This is a genomic window from Roseburia intestinalis L1-82, assembly GCF_900537995.1.
In the GTDB taxonomy this organism is placed as follows: Bacteria; Bacillota; Clostridia; order Lachnospirales; family Lachnospiraceae; genus Roseburia; species Roseburia intestinalis.
In genome coordinates this window covers 298259-311005 of sequence record NZ_LR027880.1, presented here as the reverse complement: position 1 = coordinate 311005, position 12747 = coordinate 298259, and the positions used below count along the sequence as shown (strand labels likewise).

14 protein-coding genes and 3 pseudogenes are annotated in these 12747 nt (G+C 36.3%); 3 read left to right on the top strand and 14 right to left on the bottom strand.

Going from position 1 to position 12747, the window contains the following annotated elements; all coding sequences use genetic code 11:
- The 8 genes and pseudogenes from RIL182_RS01460 to RIL182_RS01425 form a co-directional block, all read right to left on the bottom strand.
- The gene (locus RIL182_RS01460) at positions 1-1392 is read right to left on the bottom strand and encodes a hypothetical protein (RefSeq protein WP_006859534.1); all 1392 of its coding nucleotides are present in this window, start codon (positions 1390-1392) and stop codon (positions 1-3) included.
- 22 nt (positions 1393-1414) lie between these two features.
- Complete coding sequence (locus RIL182_RS01455) at positions 1415-2683, bottom strand: PAAR-like protein (RefSeq protein ID WP_006859535.1); 1269 nt, start codon at positions 2681-2683, stop codon at positions 1415-1417.
- A gap of 91 nt (positions 2684-2774) precedes the next feature.
- Entirely contained in the window at positions 2775-3293 is a 519-nt protein-coding gene (locus RIL182_RS01450; RefSeq protein ID WP_006859536.1) for a hypothetical protein, read from the bottom strand.
- 36 nt (positions 3294-3329) lie between these two features.
- Positions 3330-3989, bottom strand: a complete 660-nt coding sequence (locus RIL182_RS01445; RefSeq protein WP_242655662.1) for a hypothetical protein — start codon at positions 3987-3989, stop codon at positions 3330-3332.
- Positions 3990-4172: 183 nt separating this feature from the next.
- On the bottom strand, positions 4173-4532 hold the full coding sequence (locus RIL182_RS22250; RefSeq protein ID WP_006859011.1) for a transposase: 360 nt from the start codon (positions 4530-4532) through the stop codon (positions 4173-4175).
- 12 nt (positions 4533-4544) lie between these two features.
- Entirely contained in the window at positions 4545-4808 is a 264-nt protein-coding gene (locus tag RIL182_RS22020) for a transposase (RefSeq protein ID WP_006859010.1), read from the bottom strand.
- Positions 4809-4858: 50 nt separating this feature from the next.
- The gene (locus RIL182_RS01430) at positions 4859-5323 is read right to left on the bottom strand and encodes a helix-turn-helix domain-containing protein (protein ID WP_006855331.1); all 465 of its coding nucleotides are present in this window, start codon (positions 5321-5323) and stop codon (positions 4859-4861) included.
- Positions 5324-5392: 69 nt separating this feature from the next.
- Positions 5393-5662: pseudogene (locus RIL182_RS01425) on the bottom strand (IS30 family transposase); the annotation flags it as partial.
- Here RIL182_RS01425 and RIL182_RS01420 point away from each other — a divergent pair.
- Positions 5626-6120: a DUF6040 family protein gene (locus RIL182_RS01420; protein WP_242655548.1), complete on the top strand. Its 495-nt coding sequence runs from the start codon at positions 5626-5628 to the stop codon at positions 6118-6120. The pseudogene RIL182_RS01425 and the gene RIL182_RS01420 overlap by 37 nt on opposite strands.
- 176 nt (positions 6121-6296) lie before the next feature.
- On the opposite strand, the gene RIL182_RS01415 is transcribed toward RIL182_RS01420, so the two are convergent.
- A complete protein-coding gene (locus RIL182_RS01415; protein WP_242655547.1) occupies positions 6297-7193 on the bottom strand; it encodes an AraC family transcriptional regulator in 897 nt (298 codons plus the stop codon).
- 115 nt (positions 7194-7308) lie between these two features.
- Between RIL182_RS01415 and RIL182_RS01410 the strand changes: the two genes are divergently transcribed.
- Both RIL182_RS01410 and RIL182_RS01405 read left to right on the top strand, forming a co-directional pair.
- Positions 7309-8520, top strand: a complete 1212-nt coding sequence (locus RIL182_RS01410; protein ID WP_006856815.1) for an MFS transporter — start codon at positions 7309-7311, stop codon at positions 8518-8520.
- A 42-nt stretch (positions 8521-8562) separates the two neighbouring features.
- Positions 8563-9162: a DUF1349 domain-containing protein gene (locus tag RIL182_RS01405; protein ID WP_006856814.1), complete on the top strand. Its 600-nt coding sequence runs from the start codon at positions 8563-8565 to the stop codon at positions 9160-9162.
- Between the two features lie 117 nt (positions 9163-9279).
- Here the strand turns inward: RIL182_RS01405 and RIL182_RS01400 are convergent.
- From RIL182_RS01400 to RIL182_RS01380, 5 genes and pseudogenes are all read right to left on the bottom strand, one after another.
- A pseudogene (locus tag RIL182_RS01400) lies at positions 9280-9516 on the bottom strand (DUF6061 family protein).
- A 564-nt stretch (positions 9517-10080) separates the two neighbouring features.
- Positions 10081-10488, bottom strand: a pseudogene (locus RIL182_RS01390) (NifB/NifX family molybdenum-iron cluster-binding protein); the annotation flags it as partial.
- Between the two features lie 63 nt (positions 10489-10551).
- On the bottom strand, positions 10552-10836 hold the full coding sequence (locus RIL182_RS01385; RefSeq protein WP_330368943.1) for a winged helix-turn-helix transcriptional regulator: 285 nt from the start codon (positions 10834-10836) through the stop codon (positions 10552-10554).
- Complete coding sequence (locus RIL182_RS22015) at positions 10781-10927, bottom strand: hypothetical protein (protein WP_330368944.1); 147 nt, start codon at positions 10925-10927, stop codon at positions 10781-10783. The genes RIL182_RS01385 and RIL182_RS22015 overlap by 56 nt, the downstream gene beginning before the upstream one ends.
- Positions 10928-11218: 291 nt before the next feature.
- Positions 11219-12388 (bottom strand): IS110 family RNA-guided transposase, encoded by a 1170-nt coding sequence (locus tag RIL182_RS01380; protein WP_134522982.1) that lies wholly within the window; start codon positions 12386-12388, stop codon positions 11219-11221.
- Positions 12389-12747: the final 359 nt, after the last annotated feature.

Sequence of the window (12747 nt, the reverse complement as noted above, 5' to 3'; positions counted from 1 at the left end):
TTACATTCCCAAATTAACAACCTCTCCTTCTATCAATACAAACTCTTTTTCAGGCAATAACGCATATGTAGCAATATGCGTCACCTTATCCTCATCAAGTTTTATAATATTCAACAAATAACTATAGTCTGATACATGATAAACCCTAAAAGTATAAATACTATCTTCAAATTCCTTCACCCATAACTGCATCAATCTTATTCCCGGTTCATACTCTTCCATACTCAAATTTTCCATCTTTACAAATACATCCTCTTCCGGATTAAAATAATAAAACCTAATTTTTAAATATTCCGCCGTGCTCATATTAGATGGCTCATATTCCGACTTACTCATATATATCGGTAATCCGCAATTTGCAATATCAGCCATGTAAACAGCTTCTCCTGTCTCTAAAACCTTCTCTGCTTTTTCTTCATCACCATAATATTCATCAACTGTTCCTTTCCCATAATCAAGGTATTGAGCTGTCATAAACTCTGCTCCTGTTTTCTCTAAATAGTCTTCTATACTCTCTCCTATTTCTGACGTCGCATTTGCATTGAAATACAACTGTCTCCGTGTATATTCTTTCGGAAGATATCTTATCAATAAGTTTTGTGTCTCTGGCTGGGAATCTAATTTATGCAATCGTACTCCATCGTACTCTTTCAAATTATAATTACAGGAAAGATATGTATAATAATATGAGTTTTCATATTTTATAACTCTCCCCATTCCCTCGTTTTGTGTTTCAAACTTACTTACCAAAACAAATTCACCATCAATATAATCGTTCACAGAAACACAAACTCCCCCATTCGAACCACCTGTACCATATTCAAAGATATATTGTTCTTGCCCATTTGACCCTGATATACGAAAAATATTAATAAGGTGCTGTGGCACTAAATAAATTTCCGGCAACATTCTATATACATCTTCCAAATTTGCAGGCTGTTCTTCTACATCCAACAATTTTGGAAATAACAGATAAAGTTCTTCGATATTCATGGAATATTTTACCGCCCCAAATGTATTTGCCAACTTTTCATATGCCTTTTCCAGTTCCTCCCTATCACCATTACAAGAATCATGTAAAAGTATTTCTGTCATTGTAACCAATTCTTCTGGAAAATCATTGGTTACGTCTGCACCTGAGATTGTAAATGTTCCTTCACTGCTTGTATATCTGCTCAAATATTCATTCATCCCAAGTTCTAATAATTCGATCCCTCCAACTTCCAGAAACTCTCTATCTAACAAATCTGTGTCCAAAGTCTGATATTTTGAATCAGTAGTATCCTGTTCCGTTTTGTCAATTTCTGTACTTATTATGTTCTCTTTAAATATATTACAGCCATTACACATCAACAATGCACTAATTAATATTAGAAAAAAAATCCTTTTCATCTTCTTTTACTCCTAAAATAATTCAAAAGCCTAATTCATCTCTATGTGGTTTCAACGCCTCATCCGCACCATCAATGAATTTGTACCCTTTAAAAAATAAGTATAATTGATTTATTCTGCGTCTATTCCCCTCATTACCAAATTTTTTTACTGCACCGACTGCCCCTTGCAAATCTTTTCTTAAATAATAATATATAATTTTGTCGGGATTATCTATAGATGAACTGTATGTATAACCGGTATCTGCCGTCGCAGATAATCCTGTATTAAACGAATAATCAAACATTGCTTCTAATTCACGTTGTGAATAAATAACTTCTTCATCTGCTTCATCTCTATACGCCTCAATTGCTCTATTAACATCTGGTATATATATCTCTTGGGCTAATACATTAAGTATCTGTTTTGCATTTTGGAGTGTAATAGCATATTTAGAATCTTCCGAATACTTTACCCCCCTATCATATAAATCTGTAATTATCGTATTTATATCATCTTCCGTCCAACCTAAATACGTCTCTAAGATATCCCAATTTCTTGTAGTACTATCGAAAGTAATTCCCGGTCCCAGTGTAACATTTTTTCTTGATTTAGCTTCATCATTATCCTTCTCATCTATATAGGGATACAATTTGGTTCCCTCTGCTTTTATCAGCCATTCTATATATTCAGTACTTAGTTGTTCTAACAAATTACCTTTATTTTCATCATCCTCATTCCCACTTAGCACATCCACTATTGTAATTATTCCCCCATACTGGCAAACCAAAACTGCATTACTCAATAACACCGAAGCATCTCTATGTGCATTTGCTTCCACCAGTAAATCCTTCTTTACTTGTCTCCAACCATTTTCTTCATCGACAAGTGGAATACAAATATGTGGGAACTCATTATAAATTGCCTTTATTGCTGTTTTTCCATCTACAGTATTTGCCACCGTCATAGGCAGCCGATTACGATAATTTGCTTCCGGACACAGGCATGAACCAAAATTATGTATATTTTCGGGTCTGCAATCCAATGTCGTCAGTAATGGCCATATACCTCTGTATATTCCATAATCTTCAAAGCAATCTAGCTGCACAAATTCAGTTCCATACTGACATCTAAGTTTTGAACCTCTTGGTACATATTGAGGTTCCGCAACTATTCCACGATAATGCTGATACATACTCATCAATTCACATAATTGCTCTTGACGCTTCTTCTCTTCTTCTGCCTCTTCTTCACTGCTTAAAGAACCATCATTTAAATATACAAAATTTCCATACCTATCAAAAACTGACATTTTGCTCTCCTATATTATTTTTTACTATCTCTTGACAAGATTACTGACAACCTGTTTAACAAATTGTTGTATTTCCATATTTTTATTCATTTTATTTTGTTTCTGACTGGAATGCAGATAAGATCCAGTAGTCATCTGCAATTTTACTAGATAATCTTTCTAAAACTTTAAAAAATAGTTTCCAGTCATCCAAAAGAATTCTCTGTTTTAAATATAACAGTTCATACTCTTCTATCCTGATATATTTCTGTTCCAGTTTCTTTCTGACATTTTCCATGTCACTATTTATATTTTCATATATTAAATTCGATTTCCAATATACACAGGACATATACTCGTCCAAATATAGCATGGAATTACTCAATCCCATAGATATTTCATAAGTTCCTGTATAACCACTGGTTCGTAAACGTTGAAAAATAATATATCTTATTTTATCCTGTTCCTTATCATTTTGTTCACCACACCAGTTTTTTATTAATATATCTAAGTTCTCCACGAAAGCCGGAAATAACATACTATAATGCTTGTCTAGATATTCCCATTTAATCTTTCTTCTCTCAGAACAATATTCTTGTATGTACTCTTCAAGCTCTTTACAACGCATCATAGATTTCTCTTCCCCTTTCTCAATGCACCAAATCGCTTATACTGTTAAATCCGTCCATTCAATTTCGTTTTTTATCCTTTCTATCCCATCTTCATCTATATACAAGAATCTTTCGGTTAATTTTTCCCAAATATCTTTCGTCACCTCTACATTGTCAAATACATACTCATCACCTTCGTCATATTCTCCATTAAAATTTTTATCATACTTCGTAAATCCAATACTAAAGGTTTCATTTCCATATGTATCAAAAATATAATAGCGATACTCATCAGACAAAGGTCCCGCCCCAAAATCATGACTAATGAATGCACCATTCTTCAAAGCATAGTAATGCGGATAAGGTGATAGATTTTTATATAACTGCAAAGCACCATTTTTATACTGGAATATGTAATAATATCTTGCTGACTGCACATGAAGTTCCGCCTCTCCATTGCCATCGCAATCAAAAACAGCATATTGGGTATCATACCTCTTATCTGGCTCCCCTTTAGGCGTCGTAATAAAATCAATGTCTATGCCATCACATTCTATTCTTCCTTCTAAAAATTTTTCATACACTAACATTGCCTGTTCTGCGAAATCTTCTGAAGAAATTTTCCCGCCTTCCTCCTCATATATTGAAAAATCTCTCATGCTCATCACAACTATAAAAAATAAGAAAAGTAATAGAACTACCAGATTCCTTTTCATACTGTGGTACCCCTTTTCAACGCATTTATATTCTAATTTATTGCAAATCATTGCCACTCTTTTGTAGACAGCTTTAATAATTTACACCCCATCATAAACTATAAGCTCTATTAATTTATAATTATTAGTTACATTTACACTAGTATACTGTATCATTGAAATTTAGCATATCTGCCACTTTAATTAAAAAGTGACAGATGATAGTGTCGGATACAGTGATATCAGTTTTTCCCGTGCATCCCCTGTTTGGAAATGCCACTGTATCTTAGCTGTATCCCGATTACGTTCCATTTCCCATGCTGATAACTCACATTTAAGTTTGTCAAGGGTGGATATTCGACGCGAAAGACATTGGCGTGTCATTACATTAAGCTCAATTTCTGCCATGTCAAGCCAACTTCCATGTTTAGGCGTATAGTGGATTTCCAGTCGTTTTATGATCCTTCTTGCTTCTGATGGTGGAAATGCTTTATAAAGTGAAGCAGCTTTATGGGTGTTTAGATTGTCCATTACCAGTATGATTTTCTTTGCATCTGGAAACATTTCATCTGACAGCTATTTGATTCCCATTGCCCAGTCAATTGCAGTACGGTGTTCATGGACACTCACATGGTGTCTGCCGCCAAGTGGTTCAACAAAAGCAAATATGCTGCAGGTGCCATTCCTCTTATATTCGGAATCCGTTTTCTGGTTGTCACCCGGACGAACAGGCAGTGGCTGCCTTACATCATCCAAAAGCTGGTATGGCTTTTCATCCATACAGACAACAGGGTACATCGGGTCATATGGGAGTTCATAAACATCAAGGACATCTTCCATGCAGGCTACAAAATCAGCATCTTCTTTTGACGGAATACATCAGTAATCATTCATGTGAGGTCGAAGTTTATTTTTTTTAAAGCCCTGCCGATGGTATCTTTACTGACTGGAACATCAAGTACAATTTTTGCCTGTTCTTCCAGCAGACGGAGTGTCCAGCGGGAATGTCCTTCCGGTGCAGGACTGCACGCAATTTCAATAATACGAGCCTCAGCACGCCCATCAAATTTTCTGCGTGCATTATCAGAATTGACATTCCGGTTCATTGTACGGATACCCTGGATGCCTTTTTCGGAATAAAGCTTTACAGTATTCATGATAGTAGCCATACATACACAATTTGTTTTGGCAGACTGTGCATGGGTAAGAACTTTACCGTGTGCCTCATCTAGATCAATGATAATCTGGCATCTGTTTCGAACAGTTTTGGTTGTTTGCTTTTTACGCATAACAGATTTTAGTTCCTTGAGTTCGTCATCCGTTAATGAAATATTATATTTTTTTGGTCTTGCCATCTAAAATCACCGCCGTTTCTTTTTAGTATATCATGAAACGGTTTGTCAGACCATAAAATTAATTAAATATCAATGATACAGTATACTAGGCGTCAGATTGACTTCATCGAGTGCAATCGGCTTAAGCTGAAATGCTTTTAAGATATCTTCTCCAAGTGTTTCTAAAGCAGCTTCATATGGCGTTTTCCCACCAAGACTCTCTCGTGGAGTGGAATTGATATGATTTACAATGAGATTCACATCCCATTGCGTCAAAAACTCAAAAGAAGTACCTTTAGGCAAAATCATACGAAGCATTGTATGTGCTTGTTCTAAGGCTCCTTTTTGTCCACTGCGCATCAACTACTCTTTTTCAGATGATACAGTCAAAAGTATTCATTTCTGATTGTGGAGAATTCTTTGATACAATCGCAACTTTTATACAGACCATTGCTGGCTGTGTTGTAATGATAGGAAAGACCGTGGCACAGATTAGTAATGGAATATCCAATCCTGTCGTTGCCGAAATTATATACTGGTTGATAAGAATACTGGTTTGTGGTGGATGGCTGGTGGGTGCGGGAATACTTTTGGCATTTATCGGAATAAAGATTGCAGGGGTATATAAGAAGTGCTGTTGGGATATGATTACCCTATTGGTAACAATTATAAGCATGGAAATAGCAATCTACTTTGGAGATTGGATAAAGACAAGAACACCGATTAATCTGCTATTTTTCTTATTATTCGTGCAACTGGTATATGTTGCAATCAGGTGGTATATGAAAGGCTGGCGGGATACAAGGAGTTATTATTAAAATTGCAAACAGATAGATAAAATATATAAATCTATCCATTTGCATATAGAATACTTTTATCTTTTGAACATTGTAAATATGATGCATAAATAGTATATTGTCAGCATAATTGATACAGATAATATAACGAAAAACAACATCATCTCCAAATATTGTATGATTACAGAAAGTAGAAATTAAGAAATTTCCTCTGTTTTCCTCTTTCTGTATTCATTTGGACTCATATGATAATATTGTCTAAACTTCCGGCAGAAATAGCCGGAACTTGTAAATCCGGTTTCTTCTGCAATGGAAGAAACCGATTTTTGAGTGATATAAAGTTGTTCAGCAGCCTGTGCTAGTCTGTATTGAATTAGATATGCTACCGGAGAACAGTGGATGCCAGTTTGAAAAATGTGTAAAGCTCCACTTTTGCTAATAGATGCCGATGCCGCAATCGTCTCCAATGTAATCTCTTCCATGTAGTGATCATGAATATACTGCATCATAGCTTGTAATCTTGCTTGTTTGTGATTTAATCGATGAATACTGTTAGAATCAGAAGTCCAGTCCATATTTTTTTGCAATATGTTCCAAAGCTGAAATAAAAGTTGTATAGTACATAATTCATTATCCGGCTTAGTTTCCTGAATAGTACAAATTTGCGACAAAAGTTGTAGCACCTGTTTTCCAAATGTGTTGGATGGACTGAAAACTTGATATGGAACAGACGAGCTTATCACAGGAAGAATATATTTTTCGTAAATGAGGCTGTTTTCGGGTGCTAATAGGGTTGGCGAAAAAACAATATTAGGTGCAAATGTACTGCTTTGTGCTTCAAAACGATGCAGGACACCGCTATTGATAAATATGCCGCAACCTTTATGTAGTTCTATTTTACTTGTACCTATAAGGCAGAGCGCAGTACCTTCAGCAGTATAAAGAAATTCTAATTCATGATGCCAATGCCAGTCAATGCGATGGAAGTCAAATTTCCAAATATTATCAGGATAGTATGCAAATGGATAACGATTGTTGCCATGCTGGATGGTTTCTCGTAGTGTTTCATCTGTAGTTATCTTAAAAGTCTCCATGCTATATTTCCTCATAAATAATAAAATTTGTTATATTGTACCATAAATATATGATTTTATACAATGACTAGATATAAAGTTTACGATATAATCACATTTATTAGAGGAGGACAAAATGAAAAGCCAATATAATAAGACAATTACAGCCTGTTTTGTAGGTTATATTGTACAAGCTATCGTTAATAATTTTACACCACTGCTTTTTTTGTTTTTTCAGAAATGCTATCATATTCCAATTTCCCAAATTACATTGTTAGTGACTTTTAATTTTGGGATACAACTACTGGTTGATTTTCTTTCTGTCAGATTTGTTGATAAAATAGGATATCGGATATCAATGATTATAGCTCATGTTCTAGCAGCGGCAGGATTATTCCTTCTTACAGTTTTACCAGAGATTTTACCAGTTTCCTTTATTGGAATTTTGATTGCTGTAATGATCTATGCGGTAGGTGGTGGACTTTTGGAAGTCCTAGTCAGTCCAGTTGTTGAGGCTTGCCCATCCGACAATAAGGAAAAAGCAATGAGCCTGTTGCATTCTTTTTATTGCTGGGGACATGCCGGAGTTGTACTCATATCAACAGTGTTCTTTTATGTAGTCGGTATAGATAACTGGAAAATATTAGCCATTATTTGGGCGGTTATTCCAATTGGAAATGCTTTTGTTTTTTCAAAGGTTCCCATTGCACCATTGCTTGAGGATGGAGATACCGGACTTGGATTAAAGGAATTGTTTCGGATGAAAATTTTTTGGATTTTGTTGATTATGATGATATGTGCAGGAGCAAGTGAGCAAGCAGTAAGTCAATGGGCCTCTGCTTTTGCAGAAAAAGGTCTTGGAATTTCAAAGGCAGCCGGCGACTTAGCAGGGCCGATGGCATTTGCGGTTCTAATGGGAATATCAAGATTGTTTTATGGTAAGTATGGTGACCGTATCAATTTGGAACACTTTATGATTTATAGTAGTTTTTTATGTATTTTATCCTATTTAGGGATTTCATTATTCCCGATTCCGCTATTAAATCTGATTGCCTGCGCTGTCTGTGGGCTTTCAGTGGGAATCATGTGGCCTGGAACTTTCAGCAAGGCATCAGCAGCTTTGCCCAAAGGGGGAACAGCCATGTTTGCATTGCTGGCATTAGGTGGAGATATAGGTTGTTCAGGAGGTCCTACATTGGTTGGAATGGTATCAGGAGCTTTTGGGGATAACCTAAAGATGGGAATTTTAGCAGGAATTATTTTTCCAGTGTTGCTACTTATAGGAGTCATTCTTTGCAGAAGACAAAAGAAAATTACTAATTATAATACAGTAAAAAGCAGGCACTAAATATAGCTGCTTATTAAAATAAAAAAGAAAGTGAGAAAAAAGATGGAATTTTTGAAAAACAATCCTAAATGGATACGTCAACCAAAGCAGGTACAAATTAGTGAGGATAAAGTTGTAATTCTTACAGAAAGGGGTACCGACTTATGGGCACGCACTTATTATGGTTTTCAAAATGATAATGCTCCAGTATTTCAAGTTGAAACAACGGACAAGTACTTTTCTTTTATTGTTAAAACAGAATTCGAGAGTACCTGTCGTTTTGACCAGTGTGGTGTGGCTATGTATTTAAATAGTGATAATTGGTTTAAGGCATCTATAGAATATGAGAATGAAAAAATACAGCGATTGGGAAGCGTTGTAACCAATCATGGATATTCTGACTGGGCAACAACAGACATATCCTCTGATATTAAAAGTATGTGGTATCGTTTTTCACGAAGGGACAGTGACTACTGTATTGAATGCAGTGAGGATGGCATAAATTTCAGACAAATGCGTATTTTCCATATGTGGGAAGGTGCAGAAAAAATTACTTATGGAATATATGCATGCAGCCCGACAGAAGGCTCATATAAGGCAACATTTTCAAATATGCAGATTACGGAATGTAAATGGGAATCAGATGCAGACTGGCGTGATTGATGATATGATTTCTAAAGATAAATCTCATATGAGAATCATTATCAGTTAAATTGAATAATAAATATAAGCCAAAAATAATCCCCGAAAAATTTTAGAATTTTTGGGGATTATTTAACATTATAAATAAAGAGTGTCCTCTGCATCCACCCATATTTGCATCGTTCCATCAAGATATAATTTTACATATTCAAGTGGTTCATCAATGGCAAGTGCGTTTAATGAACAGACTGATCCGGGTGTGGTTTATAAATCCTTCTCAGCTTCCCAACAGTCAATACGGAGCATATAGCCAGCACTGGTATACACATCAATGCTGTTGCGTTGTGGATTGTATTCTGCAAATATTGTTCTCATCGTAACTTATCTCTTCTTATCGTTGAATCAATTATTCGTTACAAAAATCAGAAGCATTTCAATCAGTTCACCATGTCACATTTATTTTGTGTTATATAATTTTCTTGCCCTTGTATTTACCCTTATCAGAGTTCGTAAATTCATATGGGAAGATATAACATAAGGGAAAGGCTAAGGGAAAGCTAACATGCGATAAACTTAGTGTTTTCAAGGGTTTGAGAGATATTTGATAACAAAATATAATAGTTATTAAATCCCTTGGAATAGATAAAATCTCAATTCAAGTTTGCCAGATTCATATCTAACAGGTAGAACAGATTTTTTTATAGATAAGATGATGCTGGGGCGAATAAAGTTTTTTATCGTTCTATCATTGATAGTACCTTGAAAAATTGCACAAAGATCGGACTTTTTTTGTGACTTTGGGAGAAAATCAGAAAATCTTAGTATGCCTGTTAATTTAAAAAATTCTGAATAATAACTTTCTCTGCTTCTTCCTCTGTAAGTCCAAGTGTACGAAGTTTCAGAAGCTGTTCATCTATAATGGCTTACCGCCAATGTTTGTTAGTGATTTCCCGCACAGCCATGCTTATCCTCGCCACAATGATGCTCTCCGCATGAATGACCATCCTCATGATCGTGGTGTGTACAGTGAACATCCGGATTGTATGTCAGATTGCCTTCAAGATATGCTTTTACAGCTTCGTCTGCATCACCTGATACTCCACCGAACAGTTTTATTCCCGCAGCAGCAAGTGCAGCCTGTGCTCCTCCACCGATGCCACCACAGATCAGAACATCTATATCTGCTGAATTAAGAAATCCTGCAAGTGCACCATGTCCCTGTCCGTTTGTGTCCACAACCTGTGTGTTAACAATTTTGTTGTCCTCAAGATCGTACACTTTAAACTGCTCTGTGTGTCCGAAATGCTGAAAAATCTGTCCGTTTTCGTATGTCACTGCTATTCTCATTTTATCCTGTCTCCTTTATGATTTCTGTTTTACTGCTTGTTATTATAGTTACATATCACAATCCTATCTGTGATAGTCACATTTCTGGCACTGTTTCATCTCATTTTCCACATCTTCCTTATAGAAAATATCTGACCACCGGCAGATACTCTGCAATATCGGAACAACCGAATTTCCTTTTCCTGTAAGTGAATACTCAACTCTCGGCGGTATCTCATCATATGATTTCCGGTCGACAATACCATCGGCTATGAGATCTTTTAACGTTGCTGCTAAAACTGCGTCTGTGATGTTATACATTTCTTTCCGTATCTCGCTGTAACGCAGTTTTTTGCTGGCGGAAAGCACGCATATAATACGCGATTTCCATTTGCCACCAAAGACCGTATTCAAGCGGACAACGGATATCAGCCTCTAATTTTTTTCTATATTTTGCCATAAAAAACACCATTTTTCGCATATCAAGTTTATGCGTAAGCACAAATCTTGCGTGTGAAAAATGTTATTTTTCACACTAATCACCTTCAGGTTTTTGGTAACTGCTCAAAATCTCTGAGCCAATTACATATATTATAACCTGAAAGTAATCTTTTTTGAAGACCAGCTATGAAAAGTCAACCATAAATTAGCAAAAAATTTCTTTTTCATATCGGTGGTAAAAAAGGGTAACTTTAATAGAGCTCCCTTAGGGTGCTTTTTCAAAATCTATCGATATTGGTATACAGACCTCTTATTCGAGGTTGAATTCTACTTCGCCAGTGAGCATCTTCCAGATGACTCTGACAAGCTTGCCGGCACAGTGCCCAAGTGCATTGTAGTGAGACCGGCCTTCAGCCCTCTTGGCATCATAATAAGCCTTGAAGGTTGCGTTGTTTCTGACAACGTTCCAAGCTGCATTTACAAGGGCATATCGTAAAACACGAGAGCCACGTTTGGACATCCTTGTTGTCTTAGCCTGAAAGTTACCAGACTGATAAACAGAAGGATCCAAACCGGCAAAAGCAAGCAGCTTGTTAGGATTGGAGAAACGGTGAATATCACCTATTTCACCAAGAATCATTCCACCATTGATATAACCGATACCAGGAATGGTCATGATGACAGAATCGTTGAATTTCATGATATCCGTCATCTCAGCTTCAATCTTTTCTAATTGGCTATCCAGTAACTCGATTTGTTGAATGGTTTGAGTTATCTGAATAGATATAGCGCTGTCGTTAGCACCGACAGACTTCTGTGCGAGAACTCTTAATTCTTTGGCCTGTTCTTTGGTAAAGTGTCCGTGTGAGTTCACTTTGAGCAGATTTGCCAGATGAGTCATATGCATGGAAGCAATCTCTTTTGGAGAAGGTGTTTCTTTTAATAAAGCATAGACAGCGTGTTGATGCAGACCGGATTTGAAAAAGTATTGAATCTCCGGAAAGACCTGATCAACATAGGTTGTCAGTTGAATTTTCAATCGGGTACGTTGCTTTATGGTTTTCTGACGGAAACGTCCCAATGCCTTAAGATCCATCATATCGAGATCGAAGAAGCTGACGAATCTGAGGTTGTCCTGCATCATAAGAGTTTTAGCAATCACGTAAGTGTCGACCTTATCTGTCTTAGTTTTGCGAACGTTATTTTTTCGCATTTGACAGGTTTTGATGGGGTTCAACACACACACTTGGTAAAGCTCAGTAACAAGGTATCGAACAAGGTTGTCACCGTAGTGTGCCGTTGACTCAAGACCGATGATGAGGCTGTTCTTATCGAATGATTCGAGTTTAGAGACCAGCAGTTGGAAGCCATCAGCGTCATTTGTGAATTTGAACGGCTCAATGATTATTTCACCGTCGGAAGAAATCGCAGCGGCGAAATGATTAAGTTTGGCAATATCAATGCCTACGTAAATTTTCATGAGGTTGTACCTCCCTTTCCTAAAGTCTGATACCATGATGTCCACCAACGATTATCATCGTAGACTTGATAGAAATAAGTACTCTGAGTGAAAAACACTCCGGCAACATCCAGCTAATAAACAATTCAGATAAATGTAGTGGCAATACACTCCAGTTGAGTAGTCAAGCTACAGAAAACAAATCAAAAGTCCATAGTATCTGAATTGTATTGAACCACGATATTAAAAGAAAGGAAATATGTGATAATTAACTTCCTAATTATCATACAAGTAACTATGAAATTTATTAGCAGGTTTTAAATTTCTTTTTTATTATCTGCTCCCGTTGTTGTTAAATGAAAACCACCCCATTGCGCATT

What these genes read in the sequence shown, in the direction of transcription:
- RIL182_RS01380 (WP_134522982.1), bottom strand. Translation starts at nt 12,388, where the DNA reads ATGAAAATTTACGTAGGCATTGATATTGCCAAACTTAATCATTTCGCC.
- RIL182_RS22015 (WP_330368944.1), bottom strand. Translation starts at nt 10,927, where the DNA reads ATGGCAAAATATAGAAAAAAATTAGAGGCTGATATCCGTTGTCCGCTT.
- RIL182_RS22020 (WP_006859010.1), bottom strand. Translation starts at nt 4,808, where the DNA reads ATGGAAGATGTCCTTGATGTTTATGAACTCCCATATGACCCGATGTAC.
- RIL182_RS22250 (WP_006859011.1), bottom strand. Translation starts at nt 4,532, where the DNA reads ATGTTTCCAGATGCAAAGAAAATCATACTGGTAATGGACAATCTAAAC.
- RIL182_RS01415 (WP_242655547.1), bottom strand. Translation starts at nt 7,193, where the DNA reads ATGGAGACTTTTAAGATAACTACAGATGAAACACTACGAGAAACCATC.
- RIL182_RS01430 (WP_006855331.1), bottom strand. Translation starts at nt 5,323, where the DNA reads ATGGCAAGACCAAAAAAATATAATATTTCATTAACGGATGACGAACTC.
- RIL182_RS01410 (WP_006856815.1), top strand. Translation starts at nt 7,309, where the DNA reads ATGAAAAGCCAATATAATAAGACAATTACAGCCTGTTTTGTAGGTTAT.
- RIL182_RS01405 (WP_006856814.1), top strand. Translation starts at nt 8,563, where the DNA reads ATGGAATTTTTGAAAAACAATCCTAAATGGATACGTCAACCAAAGCAG.
- RIL182_RS01450 (WP_006859536.1), bottom strand. Translation starts at nt 3,293, where the DNA reads ATGATGCGTTGTAAAGAGCTTGAAGAGTACATACAAGAATATTGTTCT.
- RIL182_RS01445 (WP_242655662.1), bottom strand. Translation starts at nt 3,989, where the DNA reads ATGAAAAGGAATCTGGTAGTTCTATTACTTTTCTTATTTTTTATAGTT.
- RIL182_RS01460 (WP_006859534.1), bottom strand. Translation starts at nt 1,392, where the DNA reads ATGAAAAGGATTTTTTTTCTAATATTAATTAGTGCATTGTTGATGTGT.
- RIL182_RS01455 (WP_006859535.1), bottom strand. Translation starts at nt 2,683, where the DNA reads ATGTCAGTTTTTGATAGGTATGGAAATTTTGTATATTTAAATGATGGT.